At 58.6% G+C, this 16413-nt stretch carries 18 protein-coding genes; all 18 read right to left on the bottom strand.

All coding sequences use genetic code 11. The features are described from left to right. Positions 1-72: 72 nt before the first annotated feature. Entirely contained in the window at positions 73-258 is a 186-nt protein-coding gene (locus tag K0H81_RS18445; protein WP_220059270.1) for a hypothetical protein, read from the bottom strand. Further along, the gene (locus K0H81_RS18440; RefSeq protein ID WP_144201625.1) at positions 251-589 is read right to left on the bottom strand and encodes a rhodanese-like domain-containing protein; all 339 of its coding nucleotides are present in this window, start codon (positions 587-589) and stop codon (positions 251-253) included. Before K0H81_RS18440 ends, K0H81_RS18445 begins: the two co-directional genes overlap by 8 nt. Positions 590-721: 132 nt before the next feature. Next, positions 722-1177, bottom strand: a complete 456-nt coding sequence (locus K0H81_RS18435; protein WP_220059269.1) for a GNAT family N-acetyltransferase — start codon at positions 1175-1177, stop codon at positions 722-724. Between the two features lie 116 nt (positions 1178-1293). After that, positions 1294-2535, bottom strand: coding sequence for a beta-ketoacyl-ACP synthase (locus K0H81_RS18430; protein ID WP_220059268.1), 1242 nt, complete (start codon positions 2533-2535; stop codon positions 1294-1296). Beyond that, positions 2535-3260 carry a 3-ketoacyl-ACP reductase FabG2 gene (locus K0H81_RS18425; protein WP_220059267.1) on the bottom strand — a complete coding sequence of 242 codons (726 nt, stop codon included), beginning with the start codon at positions 3258-3260 and terminating at the stop codon, positions 2535-2537. The genes K0H81_RS18430 and K0H81_RS18425 overlap by 1 nt, the downstream gene beginning before the upstream one ends. Then, positions 3257-3760 (bottom strand): hotdog family protein, encoded by a 504-nt coding sequence (locus K0H81_RS18420; RefSeq protein WP_220060894.1) that lies wholly within the window; start codon positions 3758-3760, stop codon positions 3257-3259. The genes K0H81_RS18425 and K0H81_RS18420 overlap by 4 nt, the downstream gene beginning before the upstream one ends. Positions 3761-3813: 53 nt before the next feature. Further along, positions 3814-5019, bottom strand: coding sequence for a beta-ketoacyl-[acyl-carrier-protein] synthase family protein (locus K0H81_RS18415; protein WP_220059266.1), 1206 nt, complete (start codon positions 5017-5019; stop codon positions 3814-3816). A gap of 21 nt (positions 5020-5040) precedes the next feature. Beyond that, on the bottom strand, positions 5041-5613 hold the full coding sequence (locus K0H81_RS18410) for a DUF3261 domain-containing protein (RefSeq protein ID WP_220059265.1): 573 nt from the start codon (positions 5611-5613) through the stop codon (positions 5041-5043). After that, positions 5604-6863, bottom strand: coding sequence for an NAD(P)/FAD-dependent oxidoreductase (locus K0H81_RS18405; RefSeq protein ID WP_220059264.1), 1260 nt, complete (start codon positions 6861-6863; stop codon positions 5604-5606). The genes K0H81_RS18410 and K0H81_RS18405 overlap by 10 nt, the downstream gene beginning before the upstream one ends. Further along, entirely contained in the window at positions 6860-9418 is a 2559-nt protein-coding gene (locus K0H81_RS18400; RefSeq protein ID WP_220059263.1) for an MMPL family transporter, read from the bottom strand. The genes K0H81_RS18405 and K0H81_RS18400 overlap by 4 nt, the downstream gene beginning before the upstream one ends. Further along, positions 9415-10170 (bottom strand): outer membrane lipoprotein carrier protein LolA, encoded by a 756-nt coding sequence (locus tag K0H81_RS18395; RefSeq protein ID WP_220059262.1) that lies wholly within the window; start codon positions 10168-10170, stop codon positions 9415-9417. The genes K0H81_RS18400 and K0H81_RS18395 overlap by 4 nt, the downstream gene beginning before the upstream one ends. Continuing rightward, on the bottom strand, positions 10167-10601 hold the full coding sequence (locus K0H81_RS18390; protein WP_011867313.1) for an acyl-CoA thioesterase: 435 nt from the start codon (positions 10599-10601) through the stop codon (positions 10167-10169). The genes K0H81_RS18395 and K0H81_RS18390 overlap by 4 nt, the downstream gene beginning before the upstream one ends. Before the next feature lie 10 nt (positions 10602-10611). Continuing rightward, positions 10612-12174: an HAL/PAL/TAL family ammonia-lyase gene (locus K0H81_RS18385; RefSeq protein WP_220059261.1), complete on the bottom strand. Its 1563-nt coding sequence runs from the start codon at positions 12172-12174 to the stop codon at positions 10612-10614. Beyond that, positions 12175-13893 (bottom strand): glycosyltransferase family 2 protein, encoded by a 1719-nt coding sequence (locus K0H81_RS18380; protein WP_220059260.1) that lies wholly within the window; start codon positions 13891-13893, stop codon positions 12175-12177. Further along, on the bottom strand, positions 13893-14264 hold the full coding sequence (locus K0H81_RS18375; protein ID WP_220059259.1) for an ApeI family dehydratase: 372 nt from the start codon (positions 14262-14264) through the stop codon (positions 13893-13895). The genes K0H81_RS18380 and K0H81_RS18375 overlap by 1 nt, the downstream gene beginning before the upstream one ends. Further along, positions 14257-15618 (bottom strand): AMP-binding protein, encoded by a 1362-nt coding sequence (locus K0H81_RS18370; protein ID WP_220059258.1) that lies wholly within the window; start codon positions 15616-15618, stop codon positions 14257-14259. Before K0H81_RS18370 ends, K0H81_RS18375 begins: the two co-directional genes overlap by 8 nt. Continuing rightward, the gene (locus K0H81_RS18365; protein WP_011867308.1) at positions 15615-16163 is read right to left on the bottom strand and encodes a COG4648 family protein; all 549 of its coding nucleotides are present in this window, start codon (positions 16161-16163) and stop codon (positions 15615-15617) included. The genes K0H81_RS18370 and K0H81_RS18365 overlap by 4 nt, the downstream gene beginning before the upstream one ends. Further along, entirely contained in the window at positions 16163-16411 is a 249-nt protein-coding gene (locus K0H81_RS18360; RefSeq protein ID WP_011867307.1) for an acyl carrier protein, read from the bottom strand. The genes K0H81_RS18365 and K0H81_RS18360 overlap by 1 nt, the downstream gene beginning before the upstream one ends. Between the last annotated feature and the right edge of the window lie 2 nt (positions 16412-16413).

Raw genomic sequence — 16413 nt, 5'->3', positions numbered from 1 at the left:
TCGTCAACCACATTTAACCCATCTCTAGGTTGAGGCGCTCAGTTTGAGCGCCTTTTTTTATTTAGCGAACGACTATTGCGCTAGCTCGCACAGGGTGCACTCGTCACTCTGCTGACTGGTTTCCACATAGCGCACCCTGTGGCGCCCATGGGTGCGATTGGCGCTGAACTGGTATCTGGGCCTGGGTGTCTCTGGAGCCAAGTGTTTGGCCTGAGGAATTGGCAGCTCGGTTTCAGGTCGAGTTTCGGTGTCAGCCATTGGCGGCGCTTTGTGGCTGGTAGCAGAGCAGATCTTTGAGGGCGCCGCCGTTGATGGCACAGCTAAAGCCGTTGGCCCTTAAGATGTCGCAGCCTTTCTGGGCACGGATCCCCGCACCGCAGTAGAGCACGAAGGGGGTCTGCTTATCGCTGTGTTGCGTCAGCCACTGGGCCAGTTGATCCAGGGGGACATTGAGTGCGTTTGGCAGGTGGCCGCCGGCATATTCCTGGGGAGAGCGTACATCGATAACTTGTACGCCCTGTTCGATCAGTTGCCAGCATTGCTCGGCGGGATGGCTGCCAGATAGCTTGGCTAAGAGAGATTGAAACATGGTCTGCCCCTACAATTAGAATCGAATCCATAAGATTTGCTTCAATAAGATTATTCTAATTAATTGCCGAGTGCAAGCTAAGCGCAAACCAATTGCCAGTTAAGGGCAAGCCAAGTGCAAACCAGTGTTATGTCAGAGCCGCTTGGTCATGAAGACGCTGTTGGGATCATCCTGGTAGCGGCCGAAGGGGGCGCATTCGACGAAACCAAATTTCTGGTATAGGCGCCGGGCTGGAAGGAAGAAGCCCATGCTGCCGGTTTCCAGGCTGAGGCGCGTCATCCCATTTTGGGCGGCATCTGCCTGAAGATGGTGCAAGATCCGCTCGCCTATGCCACGTTGGCGATAGTAGTTGGCGACCCGCATCGACTTGAGTTCGCCATGCTCTGGCGAGAGGCGCTTGATGGCGCCGCAGCCGCAGAGTCGGTCGGCCTCCCATAGGGTCCAAAATCTAATATCATCTTGTTTTAATTCGTTTAAATCTAATGCATGCACACTCTCTGGTGGCGAGGTGGCATACATATCTTCCAGGTGTTGTTCTAGCATCTTGACGACGCTGGCGTGGCTGACGACTCCGAGCACAAATTGCATCTTAAGCTCCATCTTGTAATTAAGGACCCTGAGCCTCAGCAAAGCCTGTGCCAGCCGCCGATGACCGCCAGAGTCTTGAGACTCGTTAGCGATCATTCGTGGCGGTTGTCTCGATATTAGTCTTGCCAGCGCTTGAAGATTAGCGAGGTGTTGATGCCGCCGAAGGCGAAGTTGTTGCTCATCACATAGTCGGTGTCGAGCTTACGAACCTCATCTTTTATGTAGTCCAGTTGACCACAGGCGGGATCGATATGCTTGAGGTTGAGGGTGGGGGCAAACCAGCCGGCATTCATCATCTCGACGCTGAGCCAGGCCTCCAGTGCGCCGCACGCGCCCAAGGTGTGGCCCGTGTAGCTCTTGAGGGAGGAGATGGGCATGCGCTCGCCAAATACCGCCTGAGTGGCCTGGGTCTCGGCGATATCGCCGCGATCCGTGGCTGTGCCATGGGCATTGACATAGCCTATCTTGTCGGCGTCCAGGTCGGCATCCTTCAGGGCCAGGCGGATAGCTACTTCCATGGTCTCGGCGTTAGGCTGAGTGACATGCAGGCCATCAGAGTTGGTGCCGAAACCCACTAATTCGGCGTAGATCTTAGCGCCGCGGGCCTTGGCGTGTTCCAGCTCTTCCAGTACCAAGGTACAGGCACCTTCGCCGATCACCAGGCCGTCCCTGTCACGATCGAAGGGGCTCGGCGTCTCGCTTGGGGCGTCATTCTTGGTGCTGGTGGCAAACAGGGTATCGAACACCACGGCCTCGGTGGGGCAGAGCTCCTCCGCGCCGCCGGCTAACATGAGATCCTGCTGACCATATTTGATCGCCTCATAGGCGTAGCCTATGCCCTGGCTGCCCGAGGTACAGGCGCTGCTGGTGGTGTGCACCCGACCCTTGAGACCGAAGAAGACACCGACGTTGACCGCAGTGGTATGGGCCATCATGCGGATATAGCTGGTGGCCGTGACCCCAGACATGTCGCCCTCTTTAAGCATGTCGCCGAAGGCGATGATGGGATCCGTACTGCCGGTGGAGGAGCCATAGGCGATGCCCATGGCACCTGAGGTCACTATGGGATCGTCCAGCAGGCCGGCATCCATCAGCGCCTTCTCGCTGGCCCAGGCCGCCATGACAGAGACTCGTCCCATGGAGCGGATCTTCTTGCGCGAATAGTGGCTCGGGCGTTCAAAGTCTGTGACCGGTGCGGCCAGACGTGTGTTGAGTCCGTCGAACCTGTCCCACTCGTCTATGCGCTGGACGCAATTTTGCTTGGCCTGCAGGCGCTGGGCGATGCTTGGCCAGTCGTGGCCCAGGGCGGTGACGCCGCCGGCGCCAGTGATCACTACGCGTCGAGTCTTGTTATTCATCAGATCATGCCACCATTTACCGAGATCACCTGGCGGGTGATGTAGGCCGCGTCATCAGACATGAGGAAGTTGGCCAGGCCGGCGATCTCCGAGGCCTTGCCCATGCGGCGCATAGGTACCAGCTCCTTGACCATCTCCTGGGGGAACGACTCCACCATGTCTGTCTCTATCAGCCCGGGGGCGATACAGTTAACCGTGATCTTACGTTTGGCCAGCTCCAGGCTCAGCGCCTTGGTAGCGCCTATGATGCCCGCCTTAGAGGCGCTGTAGTTGACCTGGCCACGGTTACCCGCGATGCCGGAGACAGACGCCATGGTGATGATGCGACCGCCCTGGCGTGACTGGATCATCGGCATGGTGCAAGGGTGGATTACGTTGTAGAAACCATCCAGGTTGGTGTGGATCACACCGTCCCACTCCTCGTCGCTCATGGCAGGAAAGGCGGTGTCCCGGGTGATCCCTGCGTTGAGCACCACGCCATAGTAGGCGCCGTGCTGGTCGATATCGGCCTCTATGGCCGCCTTGACGCCGGCGCGGTCCGCCACGTCGAACTGCAGGCGGCTCACCTTGGCCCCTAATGCCTCGAGCTCTGTCTGGGTTGCATCGGCCGCCGCCTGATTGCTGTGGAAATGCAGGGCAATATCATAGCCTGTCTCGGCCAGCTTGAGGGCGATGGCCTTGCCTATGCCGCGACTGGCACCTGTGATCAATACGCGTTTATTCATCTTGCTTTCTCTTCTTCTGTACCCGCCTGGCTCTCCAAGATATAGGCCTGGGTGTCTTGAGGCTGGAATACATTGACATTAGCCTCTGCCACAAGTTGATTGTTGTGGAATATTTTACAATCAAACACCGCCAGACCGTTATCTTCCTGATAGAGGCGGCTGACTCGGGTCTGATAACGCTCGCCGAGTCGGTAGGCGGGGATCGCGAATGTTAACTTGCGTGTGCCGAGCAGGAAGCCGACACGAATGGGTTCGCCTCGGGCGCTGGCCTCCAGGCCTGCGAGGGCGGCGATGCTTTGAGCCATATATTCTATGCCCACATAGTTAGGCACAGACTGGCTGGCAGCGTCGAAATAGGCGCTGTTTGTGCTTATCCTCACCTCGGTAAGCAGTGTGTCTGGCGCCTGCTCGAGCAGCTTGTCGATCAAGATCATAGGTGCGCGGTGTGGCAGCACCTGTTCAAGCGGTATCTCGGTAAGCGCTGTGTTTGGCTGTGACATAGCTTGTGATTCAGACACAGTAAGTGAATCTGGCTGTAATTCTTGCGTTGACATTATCGCTTGGCTCCCCGGCAGAAGATGATGCTGGCATTGCTGCCGCCAAAGGCAAAGGAGTTGCTCATGACATATTCGAGCCTGGCATTCTCAGGCCGAGTGCTGTGCCCCTGTGATACGAAGGGCAGTGCCGGGTTGTCGCCATCCCACTCTTGATCGCCCACCTGAGGCGGCAGCCCATGTTCTCGATTAAGATCTGAGAGGAGCAGCAGGCAGAAGGCCGCCTCCAAGGCACCGGCGGCGCCCAAGGCATGGCCGGTGAGCGGCTTAGTAGAACTCACTGGTGGCAGCTGCTTGCCGAACACCTTGAGCAGGGCGCGACTCTCCATGGCATCATTCTTTATGGTCGCCGTGCCGTGTAGGTTGATGTAGCCAACCCGTGACGGGGCGATCGCTGCATCCGTGAGCGCCATCTCGATGGCGACCACGGCGCCATCGCCCTCTGGATGGGGTGAAGAGATATGGTGGGCGTCGCTGGACTCCCCCACACCCGCGAGCATCAGCTCGGCCTTGCCTAAGGTTAAGGTAAATAGCGCCGCTCCCTCGCCGATGTTGATCCCATCACGGTTACGGCTAAAGGGTTGGCAATGGGCCTTGGAGACAGATTCCAGCGAGTGGAAGCCGTTCAGGGTCAGCTTGCACAGGCTGTCGGCGCCGCCGACGATCACCATGTCGCAGACGTCAGCTAGTAGCAGGCGCTTGGCGCTGGCGAATACCTTGGCGCTGGATGAGCAGGCGGTCGATACCGTGTAGCAGGGGCCTGCGAGGTCGAAATAGTGCTGCAGAAAGTCACAGCTGTTACCTAGCTCCTGCTTGGAGTAGAGGTAATCGGCGGGCAATACACCATGCTCGGCGCGGTAGGCCAGTGCCTTCTCGCCCCTGGCGATCCCCGAGGTACTGGTGCCTAGCACTATACCTATGCGATCCGCTCCGTATTGGGTCTTAGCCGCCTCGACCGCCGGGGCAATCTGTTCGGCGGCGCGCTGGAGTAACTGATTGTTGCGACAGTCGAATCTTTGTAATTCGGGCGCTATGCTCGGCAACTCTGTGGTGACCATTCCCACCAACACCTGGCTGTCAGGGATTAGGTCGTCACGCCACCTCATGCCCTGGGTATCGCCATCGAGCAGGCGGCGTAAGACGGTCTGGGGATCGTCGCCCAATGGGGTGCATAATCCTAGGTGGGTGATAGCTATCTGTGTCATCGTGTCCGTTCTTGTTTACGTTTACTCTAGCGGCTGGATGTTCAGCGTCAGCTGAGCCTGGTGAAAATCTAGCGTCACCTCGGCTGTCCAGGGGCTCTTCCGGCTATAGCGGATATCCATGATTGTCTCGCCATCGCTAGCATATAATCTTCTGCAATAGGCTGCATCACAGGCGTAGTCGGCCAGTGTCGCGCCTTGTAAATGGCGATTTACATTCTCTGGCTGCCAGTATATCAATTGCAACAGCCCAAGGAGATACTCGGCCTTAAATTGATCTCCCAATAGGACGCTCTGCTCGCTGATCAGCCGCTGGCCGTCATAGCTGAGGGTAAACAGCGGCTGTCCGAGAGGGGCCAGGCCTACCAGAGTGAGCGACTCGGGCGTCAGATCCAGCTGACTCAGCAGCTGATGCCTGGCCTGTTTCACTTTGAGTTTGACCAGCTGGCTCTGACTGACGGGCGCCGAGTCCGGCAGAGGCGCCAGGCAGTAGTCGACTCCCTGAGCCAGGGCCATACAGGTTTGCCTGTCCAGCTTGTGGGCGCAGGCGCTCAGTAACAGCGCCATGCAGATGAGGAGACTCGCCCTTAACGGCATAACTCGACCACCATGTTGAGACGACGCTCAGATTCGGCGACAAACGGGTTGCTTTCGTCCCAGGCGTAGCCCGCCAGGATAGAGCAGATCATCTGCTTAATCTTAGGGTTAGGGTTTTGATAGAAGATCACATCCTGGAAGCGACCATCGTACCAGGCCTGCACATAGGTTCTGAAGGTATCGACGCCGCGCATCAGCGGCTGGGCATACTCTGTCTGCCAGTCGACCGATTCACCATTGAGCTGTTTCACGACACATTTAGCCGCAATTGAGGCTGATTGCATCGCGATAGTGACGCCAGAGGAGAACACGGGATCGAGGAACTCACCGGCATTACCCAGCAGGGCAAATTTATTGCTAGCCAGGGTGCTGACGTTGGCCGAGTAACCTGCCAGCTTGGCGGGCTTGCGTATTATCTCGGCGCGGCTGAGTAGCTGCTTGAGGCGCGGCTCTTCCCGCACCAGGCGCATCAGTGTGGCCTCGAGATCGGCATCTTCGCCCAGCAGGTGAGGCTCGCCCACCACACCCAGCGAGCAGCGACCGTTGCTGAAGGGGATCAGCCAATACCAGATGTCGCGATTATCCGGGTGGACGCTGATCAGTATCTTGTTGCGATCGAAGTGGTAGTCGCCCATGTCGACGCTGTCGATATTGTCTTGGATATGGGTAAATATCGCCGTGCGGCTGGGTAGATTGGAGGGGCGCTCCAGATCCAGCAATCGAGGCAGCACGCGGCCGAAGCCACTGGCATCCAGCAGGTAATCGGCGCTCAGCTCATAGCTCTCTCCCTGCTCGTCGCTGACGGTGAGCCTGGGCTGTTGGCTGAGATCCACGGCATCGACACGCTGGCCATAGCGGATCTCGACCCCTTGGCTGGCGGCAGTGTCGGCGAGTAGCTTATCGAAGTCGCCACGCTCGACCTGAAAGGTGGTGCCCGGCCCCGGGGTGAACTTGTCGGTAAAGTCGAAGTAGGTCGAGCGGCCATTGGCGTTGAAGGCCGCGCCATTCTTGAATTGATACCCCGCCTGATTGACGGCATCGAGCATATTGGCCTCGGCAATCACCTGCATGCAGCAGGGCAGTAGGCTCTCGCCGATGGAGAAGCGGGGGAAGTGCTGCTTCTCCAAGACTAAGACACGCTTACCCTGTTGATGCAGCAGGCTGGCGGCAACGCTGCCCGAGGGGCCCGCACCTATCACTATCACATCATAATGGTCCGTCTGAGCGGCTGTTTGCGCGAAAGGGGTCACTTATCAATCCTTGTTAATGTGTGAATAAAGGGGGAGAGCACGAAGGTAAGGCCTATCCCCAGGAGTAATGTCAGGCCGAAATAGTGGATGGCTGGTGTCTGGCTGAAGGCCAGCAGACCGAAGGCCATCAGGGTCGAACAGGCGGACATGAATACCGCCATCATCACGCCTTCGCCTCTATGGCTCTCGGCGAAAAACAGGCTGTAGTCGACGCCTATGCCAAAGACCAAGATCAGCGCCAGTGCATGAAACAAGGTGAGTGGTGAGCCGGCTAATCCCAGGCCTGCCAAGGTGAGCAGCGCTGCGAGGGCGGGCACGGCTGTGATCCACAGGGCCATCTTGAGGCCGAAGCGCAGCGAGAAGATAAGCCCAGCGACCACAAGCGCCAGGCCCAGCAGGCTCAGGGTTAGGCTGCGATACTTGGCCATCACATCCGAGATATCCTGCACCTTATCCACCAAGGTTACGCCACTTAATGGGCCGATCGCCTGGGTTAAGGCGTGAAGATCTGTGATGCCGCCCAGCAGGACAATTGCGCCGTATGTGGCGCCGTCACTGTCAGAGGTTTTATCGCTCGCCTGCGTTTGAGCTTGAGCTTGAGCTTGAGCTTGAATTTGAGCATGAGCATGAGCATGAGCATGAGCATGAGCATGAGCATGAGCTTGAGCATCAGTCCCATCGGGCGCCAGCCATAGGGGGGCGAACAGTTCACCGGCCAGGGAGGCGAAAAAATTATTAGGGGTGATGGTCTCATTGACGCTGGCCTCGAAGCTCGCCATCAGGGAGGGTGCCAAGTCGCCCTCCAGGCCTATACGCGCCAACACTTGGGGCAGCTTGTTGTAAATCTGCCCCTGTAGGCGATAGGCCTCTTGCTGGCTTGCCTGACTGGGCAGGTAGCGGGCCAGATTAACCGAGTTACCCAGCACACCTTGGTGTTGCAATGAGCCGAGCGTGGGCGACAGCGCCTCCAGCCTTGTCAGCAGTTCCTCGGCGGTCTCTGCCCGTACCAGGATAAACTGGTTATCTGTGCCGCCGCTCATCACCTGGCGCAGTCGTTGCTCGCCTTGGGTGAGGCTCAGAGGACTCTGCTGCAAGGCGCGAATATCATCGTTTACCCCGAGTCGATTCAGGCCGAATATAGCCACGAGCAGCAGGCCGGCGGCGAGTGCTACGCCCTTGAGTCCACTAAGGGGCCGCGCTATGGTCTGCATGGCATTGAGATAACGCGCCGCCAGGCCGAGCGCGCGGTCGCCGGGTTTCATGGCGCTGCTCGCTAGCTTGGGATAGGCGAAGATCAGTGTCAGATAGGCGCCGAGGAGTCCCGCGGCGCAGAATACGGCCACCTGTTGCATGCCGGGGAATGGCGTCAGGCCGATGGCCAGGTAGGCGATGACAGTGGTGAGCAGTGCCAGACTGGCGGCGGGAAACACGCGGGCTACGGCATTAGTCGCGGTTATCCCTGAATCTGCTTTCTGGCTTTGCAGCCGTTCACAGTAGAAGTGGAAGCTGTAGTCGATGGCTATCCCTATCAGGCTGGTACCGAATACCAGGGTGAGCAGGTGAACCTGGGTGAAGATCCATAGGGTCGCGCTCAGGGCAAATAGCAGGCTGGTGGCTATGGTCAGGGCCGCTATGGTGAGCGGCATGATAGAGCGAAACGCTAGCCATACCAGCAGGATCACGCCGATCAGCGAGGCGAGCCCAAGGCTGGAGACCTCTCTCTTCGCCTGTGTTGTTGCCGCCGCGGCGTGAAACAGGGCACCGCCTTTTAGTACACTTACTCTTTGTTCGGACCCAAGGCTCTGCCGCATCTGGTTTATCGCCTCTTGGAGCTTGGCCAACTGCAGCTCCTGCGCCTTAGGGTTGAAGGCGCTGCCGACTCCCTTCGCCATGACGATGGCGACGCTGTTTCCCTGTCTGTCTTTGTTTAAGGAGGTTCTATCGGTAGCGTCCTGGGCTAATTCCTGGCCTACCAGAATGCCGTCGACCACCTTGAGGCGGCGTTGGGGCGAGAGCTGTTTCAGTAGCTCGGGGTAGAGCAATAGCGGGTCTTGGCTCAATAGCTGGCTATTGGCGTAGCCGAAGGCATTGTAGAGCTGGGCGAGCGTATTAGCCTCTAACTTGGCTAATTGTCCACTTGCGAGCAGATCTTTCTGCTGCGTGGTGAGCAGGTGAAAGCGATAGGGAAAATAGAAGCGATTGAGTGCCTGGGCGCCTTGCATATCGGCGCTCTGCACCTGGGTAAAGGCCTCAGGCGCCCCCTGAAGTGCACTCAGCAGCTGTTTGGCGCCTTTGACGGCGGTGGCTTGGTCCGGGCTGACGACCCCTAGATAGATGCGATTGGCCAGCTGCTGCTCGACCCTGTCTATCGCCCTCTGGGTGAGGGGATCTTCCTGGATCTTGGGGAGCATGGCCAGGATGTCACTCTGCACCCCGGCGCCTCTGTTCAGCGCCTGGGCGGCCAGCAGCGCCATGGCGGCCAGCAGCACCAGCCAGATAACCAGGCGGGTATTGGCAGAGAGGCGACTCAGGCGGTCGCTGAGGTTGAGGATCATCTCGCCTCTGTCGCGGGGCGAGGGTCGGCGTCGAGTTTGAAATAGGCCTGCTCATCCGCCGTCAACGGACGCTGCGCCAGGGCGTTAAATTCGATCACGCTGAGATCACCGCGGTTATCCAGGAGGCTGAGAGATTCAAGTTGTTCGCTTCCCTGTAGCACTATGCGTGGCATCGCCTGCTTGATGAGGGGATCTATCGGCTCCAAGCCCAACTGCCAGCACTCTGCTTGCTGCTGCAGATGCAGGGTAAATTGCGCCTCCAGGGGGGCGAGATCGCCGCTTAGCAGCGCGCTCATTAGGTTTGGCATCATCTGCGCCATGGCACCCGCCTGTGGATTATCATCGGCGTGGCTCACCTGACGGTTGCCGTCGGCATCTATCTGCACCAGGGTGTTTTGCGTCAGTACCAGGCCAGAGGGGAAGGGCGCTGTCTGTAGCCAGGCGATCCCCAGTTTGTCCTGAAACAGGAACTCGCCGCGGCTTACCAGCGGCTTCTTCAGCACCTTGAGGTAGCGGGACTGGGTAAACTCGCCCCTTGCCGACTCACCGCCGCCCAGGCGGGTCACCAGCTTGGATAGGGCTGCATTGTCTGCTGGCGCTTTAAAAAGTGCCTCATAGTCGGCTGATTGTTCTGCGTGAGTTACGAAACTAACGAGGCCCAGGCAGAACATAGGACAAAACAGCAGGCAAAACAGGCCGGCCTTAGCTAAGCGGTGAAGGCTAGCGATGCGGTGAAGCAAAGAGGTCATCATGCCTGCGCCTCGCTCGGCAGCAGGTGGGCTATCTTGTCTCTGAAGCAGTCAGGGGTGACCAGGCAGAGCTCCTTGCTCTCCATCTCGACCGCCGCCTGTACGGTATAACCCTTGGTCAGGCGCTGGTTGGTCTCGGCGTCGCGTACCTGATAGGTGATCTTGAGACGGTTCTCCCACTCCACTAGGCTGGCGATCACTTTGACCCTCTGCTCGAAGGTGCTGGCCTGCACATATTTTATCTGCAGATCGATAATGGGCCAGGCATAGCCTGAGGCCTGCATCTTGCGGTAGCCATAGTCTATTTCGTCCAGCAGCTGACAGCGGGCGATCTCGAAATATCTAAGATAATTACCGTGCCAGGTGATCCCCATGGAGTCGACGTCGTGGAAGGGGATGACCATCTCCATCTCTGTGGTGAGCAGTGCCTTCATCTTGCGCCTCCTAGTGACACACTTCCCACAGTCCCTGCTGGATCTTGTCGACCGTCTGCCTAAGCACGGTTTCCAGGGGTCTGTCTTCGGTGAGCAGTTCAAAGTCGGCGCTGACCTGATCTAGGGTCTTGGCGACAGAGGTGGTAAGCGAGGCATGACACAGCTCGCCCTGGGCGATACGCAGGTGAATGCCCTGGGTCATGGCCAACAACGCAGCCGCGGCCACCTGTTCGGTGAGCTGCAACACGCGCATACAGTCGCGGGCGGCGATAGTGCCCATGCTCACCTTGTCTTGGTTATGACACTCGGTGGAGCGCGAGAAGACACTGGCAGGCATGGTATTCTTTAGCGCCTCGGCGGTCCAGGCCGATACGCCTATCTGCACCGCCTTGAAGCCGTGGTTGATCGCCTTGCGGCTACCTTGGGCGCCAGAGAGGTTGGCGGGCAGGCCATTGTTAAATTTAGGGTCCATCACCAGGGCCATCTGGCGGTCGATCAGGTCGGCAATATTGGCGATGGCGTTCTTCATCGAGTCCATCACGAAGCCGATATGGCCGCCGTAGAAGTGGCCGCCGTGGAGCACGTGCTCACCCTCGCCATCGACGATAGGGTTGTCGTTGGCGCTATTGAGTTCGGTCTCGATAAACTGACGCATGAAGGGCAGGGCGTCTTGCAGCACGCCTATTATGTGCGGCGCGCAGCGGATCGAGTATCTGTCCTGTAGGCGATCCGAGTTGCGTGGATGCTCATGGTGGTTGAGATCTTCGCGAATCCAGGCGGCGATCTGGTTTTGGCCCGGATGTGGCTTGGCCGCAAATAGTATGTCGTCGAAATGGTTGGAGTTACCCTTGAGCGTCAGCGAGGCCATGGCGGTGATACGGCTGGCCAGACGGTTCAGGTATTGAGCCCTGTCGTAGGCAAGACAGGCCAGCGCCGTCATCACGGCGGTGCCGTTCATCAGGGCCAGACCCTCCTTGGGACGCAGGGTCAATGGCGTAATGTCTAGTTCACGGTACACATCGGCAGTAGCACGGCGCTCGCCTTGGTAGATCACCTCGCGCTCACCCACTAGTACGGCGGCTAGGTAGGAGAGAGGGGTGAGATCGCCGCTGGCGCCCACAGAGCCCTCTTCGGGGATAACCGGGGTGATGCCCAGATTCAGCAGAGTCTCGATGCGTTTCAGCAGTTCGTAACTTACGCCAGATTTACCCACGGCCAGCGAGCTTAGGCGGCACGCCATCACGGCCCTGGCCTGCATGACGGAGAGAATGTTACCCATGCCGCAGCCGTGGAAGCGCGACAGATGCAGCGGCAGTTCGTGCACCAGATCCAGGCCGACCGTGACTGTGCAGGAGTCGCCGTAGCCCGTGGTGACGCCATAGACCACGCCCTCTTCGGCCAGCAGGCTGTCGATAAAACGGGCACCTTTCTGGATATATTCCTGATAGTCGGCGCTCTCCTTGAGCTGGGCCTTAGCGCCCTTGGCGATGGCAACGACCTCCTCGAGATTGAGATTACGCTGGCCAAATTCGACCAAGGTGGTGGAGGTGGGGGATTGAGTCGTCTGTGTCATCTATTTCTCTGTCCTGTTAGGCGTTTGAGGCTTGGCCTCGCGCAGGAGTTCATCGTCCTTGCGCCAAAAATCGAAAAAGTTAAACCATTGCAGCGGTGCACGGCGGGCGTAGTGTTCCAGACGCTCGGCGTAACGATTCACCGCTGCTTGTAGTCGTTCCATGCGGCCGGCACGCGGCCCCTTGAGGGTGTCGGCAAAGTGCTCTACGTGCACCCGGTAGCGGCCGTTTTCCCTGAGGCAGAACATCAGGTACACGGGGCAGTCCAGCAGGTTGGCCAGAATAAACGGACCTTGTGGGAAAGGCGCCTCCTTACCCATGAAGGGGGCGTAAAGTACCCGGCCTTCACTGCTGGTGGAGGTGCGATCGCCGGCGATCACCACGAGTTCCCCCTGCTCTATCTTCTCTTGCAACAGCATAGAGGTGCTGGGGCCCAGTTCGGTCACCTGGATCAGGTTGAGGGCACTGTCTGGATTGAGCTGTTTCAGTACCCGGTTGAAGTTCTCCGCATTCTGGGTCAGCACCATGACATTGACCTTCACCTTGCGCTGGTGAATCGAGATGGCGCGGCAAAGCTCCAGATTACCCAGGTGGGAAACCAGCAGCACGGCACCTTGTCCCTGGGCCAGCGGCTTGGCGAGCACCTCGCGGTCGGGAAAGTCGACCTGGCTGAGTTTGATGCGGTCGCACCAGGCATCGATGCGATCCAGTGCCGCATTGCCGAAGGCGATGAAGTGCTTGAGGCTGTGGCGCCAGTTTATCTCGCCCTGGAGATCCGGATGCTTGGGTTCGAGTTGCTGCACCTGACGCAGGAAAGTCTGGCTGGCGTGCCGCGCCGTGCGGCCCGTGGCGAAGAAGTAGCAGATCACCGGATACATGATGGCGCGGCATAGCCAGTGGCCGCCCAGCTTATAACTGGTGGCCAACAGCTTGATGCCCCAGTAGCTGCCGCGCTCGCCCATGCGAGACCAGTGCTTCACCGCCTTGGGGCGGCTGCGCTTGTGGCGCAGCAGCTGTGGCATGCGTCTTAACATGCCGAAGAAGAGCTTGCTGTGCATGGTGGAGATGCGCACATTGTCTTTGAAGCCCTGGAAGTGGCTGGTGCCATCTTCTGGGTAGATCACCCTGGTCGGCAGGTGTTTTACCTCGACGCCCTGCCAGTAGAGCTTGACCAGCACCTCGATATCAAAGTCCATGCGCTCGCCCAGTGCCTCGTTGAGAAACAGCTGCTCGGTGGCGGCCAGAGGGTAGACGCGAAAACCGCACATGGAGTCTCGAATATCCAGGCTCAGGGTCTCGACCCAGACCCAGAAGTGGGTGAGGTAGCGGCCATAGAGGCGCCCCTTGGGCACGGACTCATCGTATTGTGGCAGGCCTGAGATCAGCGCCTGGGGCTGGGCCTTAGCCGTCTCTATCATCTTAGGAATATCGTCAAGATCGTGCTGACCGTCGGCGTCCACCTGCAGTGCATGGCTAAAACCATCGGCATAGGCGGCCCTGAGGCCCGTCATCACCGCCGCGCCCTTGCCCCGGTTGAAGGGATGATGCAGCAGGCGCACCCAGTCGTGCTGCGCCGCCAGCTGGCAGAGCAGGTGACGGGTCTCGTCATCGCTGCCATCGTTGACCAGATAACAGGTGAGTCCCAAGGGCTCCAGGCGTGCAAGGGTAGCCTTGATCGCCTGGCGATGGTTGTAGTTGGGAATGACTAATGCCAGTTGCATCAGCCTCTCTCCTCGTTGTCGTGTGGCGTCAGGCAGATGCGGCCCGAGCCGAAGCGCTGCTCGCCCTGATAGTAGGCGAAGGTGAGCTTATGTTTGGCGCGATTGAGGCTGATCTTCAGTTGCACCTCGCTGCCGGGTAGGATCAACTGTTGAAACTTGAGTACCTCCAGGCTCTGCACCTGGGGCGCATAGCCAAATTCGCTGGCGCCCAGCTGCACCGCCCAATCCAGTTGGGTCACGCCGGGGAGTACCGCCTGCTCGGGAAAATGCCCCTCGAAATAGGGCAGGTCGGCATCGATGCGCAGCTGCCATTCGACGCCATCTTCCAGGCAACGTTTGGCCATGATGGGCGGTAGGTCAGATTTAATCATGAAGAAACAACTCCAACAGCTCCTTGTGGATACGCTTGCCCTGGGTGTTGAGCGGTAGCGCGGCGGGATAACGCCAGCGTCTTGGCAGGGTAACGCGCTCAAACTGACTCAGCAGATGCTGCTTGAGGGCGTTGTTGACCGCCAGTTTACCTTCCTGCTCCAGCAAGGCGTTACCTTCGGCAGACAGCCTGATGGCGGCGCCCAGCTGTACCCTGGGTTGCTCCAGCACCACGATCGCGGCCTGATCTACCAAGGGATGGTTCTCCAGTAGGGCTTCCATCTGCACCAGTGAGAGGCGCTTCTCCTCTATCTTGACGATACGATCCAGTCGTCCCTGCAATACGAACTCGCCGGGAGCGATAAGCTGTATCTTGTCGTCACACCTGAGCCAGTCGCTACTTTCCAGGTAAGGGGACTTGAGCCAGAGGGCACCGTCGTCTGGATCTTGCTTGATCTCATGGGTGGCAAAGGCGCGCCAGCTCTGCTGGTTGTCCTGCTGACGACGATAGGCAATGCCGCCGGTTTCCGTGCTGCCGAATACCTCTATGGGCGGCTTGCCATAGCAGTGGGCGATGGCATTGGCGGCCTCCAGGCTCAGCGGGCCGCCCGAGCTGAAGATCAGGCTGGGCGCGCGCAGCTGCGGCTGATGCTCCAAGGCATCTGGCAGGCGAGAGAGCTGCGCCGGGCTGCTGATCAGGCAGAGGTTGGGAAACAGGTTGGCGTAGTAGGTCAGGGTCTCTGGGTATTCCACCAGATCGCTCAAGAAGGGGCGACTGGCGGCCAGGGGCCAGAGCACCTTAAACAACAGACCATAGATATGCTGATGGGAGACGGTGGCGATCACGCTGCATTGGGGCAGATGATTGGCAAAGGTCTGTTCCAGTACCGTCACCTCGGCATCGAGCTGATCTAGCGTCTTAGTGATCGCCTTGGGTTGACCGCTTGAGCCCGAGGTATAGAGAATCAACTCGCCAAATACTTGGCTGGTCGGCCAGGGACCAGGATGTTTGAGATCCTTATGCAGGGCGACAAAGTCTTTGGCCTCGCACAGTGGCCTGTCTGCCAGCACGGCGTCGAACTCATGGGTGAGTTCACTCAGGGTGCCGCTCTGGGTGTTGGCGGGCAGGATCAGCTGTTTACCTGCCAGCAGACCGGCGCACAGGCCGACCGCGAACAGATCACTGCTGTCGCAGGCCAAAAGCCAGCGCTTGGCCTTATGTTGGCTCAGTGCCTCGAAGATGGCGGCCACTTGGGCGGTAAAGGCCTCACCCGTCAGAATATCGTGGTGATTGAAGCTGATAAGCTGCTGGCTCGCCGGCCCATGCCTGAGCCAATGTTTGAGTAGGGCTGTCATGACTTTTTCAACCAGAAGGTGCGATATAACCATTCTCCACCGAGCAGCGTACCGATCAGCAGATAGGCGATAAATCCATTATAGAGGGTCCAGGTCGCCAGGCTAGTGGCGCTGGCGGTGTAGAGCGCCATGGCGCCGTTGAAGACAAACAGACCACACCAGATCTGGGTGACCTTACGCAGGTAGGGGATCGCCTCGTCGGGCAGATCCGGCTCCTTCAGCCTGGCGAGACGCTCAATCATGGTGGGACCATGTTTGAGGGAGTAGGCAAACAGCGCCAACATGCTCAGGTTGATCACCACGGGATAGTAGAGCAGCCAGGCAGTCTGTTTCGCCAGGTAGCTGCCCGCGGTCAGGAATATACCCACGACGATTGGCAGCATCATGGCCCTGACCTGTTGCCTCTGCAATGCGAGCCTGAGCAGCAGCAGAGAGCAGAGCAGGAGGGCGATCACACCCGGCGGCAAATAGTTCAGGCCGAAGTAGACGGCCAGGGGGTACCCCAGCACGACCAGGCCGGTGACTAGTTGCAGAAACAGGCGCATTACTGCTTCACTAGCCCTTCGATAGCCGTAACTACGTCATCGACGGTACGCACGGCCTTAAACTCGTCGGGCTGGATCTTCTTGCCCGTGAGTTGTTGTAGTTTAATCACCAGATCCACAGCGTCTATGCTGTCCAGATCCAGCTCTTGGTACAGAGACGCCTCTGGGGTGATGTCGTCGGCATCGATTTCAAACTCATCAACTAGGATCTGAGTCAGCATCTGTAGAATTTGCTCACGATTTTGCATGC

This window comes from Shewanella halotolerans (assembly GCF_019457535.1).
Taxonomy (GTDB): Bacteria; Pseudomonadota; Gammaproteobacteria; order Enterobacterales; family Shewanellaceae; genus Shewanella; species Shewanella halotolerans.
Note: the sequence above shows the minus strand (reverse complement) of the source record. Positions and strands in the feature narration are given on the sequence as shown.

What these genes read in the sequence shown, in the direction of transcription:
- K0H81_RS18445 (WP_220059270.1), bottom strand. Translation starts at nt 258, where the DNA reads ATGGCTGACACCGAAACTCGACCTGAAACCGAGCTGCCAATTCCTCAG.
- K0H81_RS18440 (WP_144201625.1), bottom strand. Translation starts at nt 589, where the DNA reads ATGTTTCAATCTCTCTTAGCCAAGCTATCTGGCAGCCATCCCGCCGAG.
- K0H81_RS18435 (WP_220059269.1), bottom strand. Translation starts at nt 1,177, where the DNA reads ATGCAATTTGTGCTCGGAGTCGTCAGCCACGCCAGCGTCGTCAAGATG.
- K0H81_RS18430 (WP_220059268.1), bottom strand. Translation starts at nt 2,535, where the DNA reads ATGAATAACAAGACTCGACGCGTAGTGATCACTGGCGCCGGCGGCGTC.
- K0H81_RS18425 (WP_220059267.1), bottom strand. Translation starts at nt 3,260, where the DNA reads ATGAATAAACGCGTATTGATCACAGGTGCCAGTCGCGGCATAGGCAAG.
- K0H81_RS18420 (WP_220060894.1), bottom strand. Translation starts at nt 3,760, where the DNA reads ATGTCACAGCCAAACACAGCGCTTACCGAGATACCGCTTGAACAGGTG.
- K0H81_RS18415 (WP_220059266.1), bottom strand. Translation starts at nt 5,019, where the DNA reads ATGACACAGATAGCTATCACCCACCTAGGATTATGCACCCCATTGGGC.
- K0H81_RS18410 (WP_220059265.1), bottom strand. Translation starts at nt 5,613, where the DNA reads ATGCCGTTAAGGGCGAGTCTCCTCATCTGCATGGCGCTGTTACTGAGC.
- K0H81_RS18400 (WP_220059263.1), bottom strand. Translation starts at nt 9,418, where the DNA reads ATGATCCTCAACCTCAGCGACCGCCTGAGTCGCCTCTCTGCCAATACC.
- K0H81_RS18395 (WP_220059262.1), bottom strand. Translation starts at nt 10,170, where the DNA reads ATGATGACCTCTTTGCTTCACCGCATCGCTAGCCTTCACCGCTTAGCT.
- K0H81_RS18390 (WP_011867313.1), bottom strand. Translation starts at nt 10,601, where the DNA reads ATGAAGGCACTGCTCACCACAGAGATGGAGATGGTCATCCCCTTCCAC.
- K0H81_RS18385 (WP_220059261.1), bottom strand. Translation starts at nt 12,174, where the DNA reads ATGACACAGACGACTCAATCCCCCACCTCCACCACCTTGGTCGAATTT.
- K0H81_RS18380 (WP_220059260.1), bottom strand. Translation starts at nt 13,893, where the DNA reads ATGCAACTGGCATTAGTCATTCCCAACTACAACCATCGCCAGGCGATC.
- K0H81_RS18375 (WP_220059259.1), bottom strand. Translation starts at nt 14,264, where the DNA reads ATGATTAAATCTGACCTACCGCCCATCATGGCCAAACGTTGCCTGGAA.
- K0H81_RS18370 (WP_220059258.1), bottom strand. Translation starts at nt 15,618, where the DNA reads ATGACAGCCCTACTCAAACATTGGCTCAGGCATGGGCCGGCGAGCCAG.
- K0H81_RS18365 (WP_011867308.1), bottom strand. Translation starts at nt 16,163, where the DNA reads ATGCGCCTGTTTCTGCAACTAGTCACCGGCCTGGTCGTGCTGGGGTAC.
- K0H81_RS18360 (WP_011867307.1), bottom strand. Translation starts at nt 16,411, where the DNA reads ATGCAAAATCGTGAGCAAATTCTACAGATGCTGACTCAGATCCTAGTT.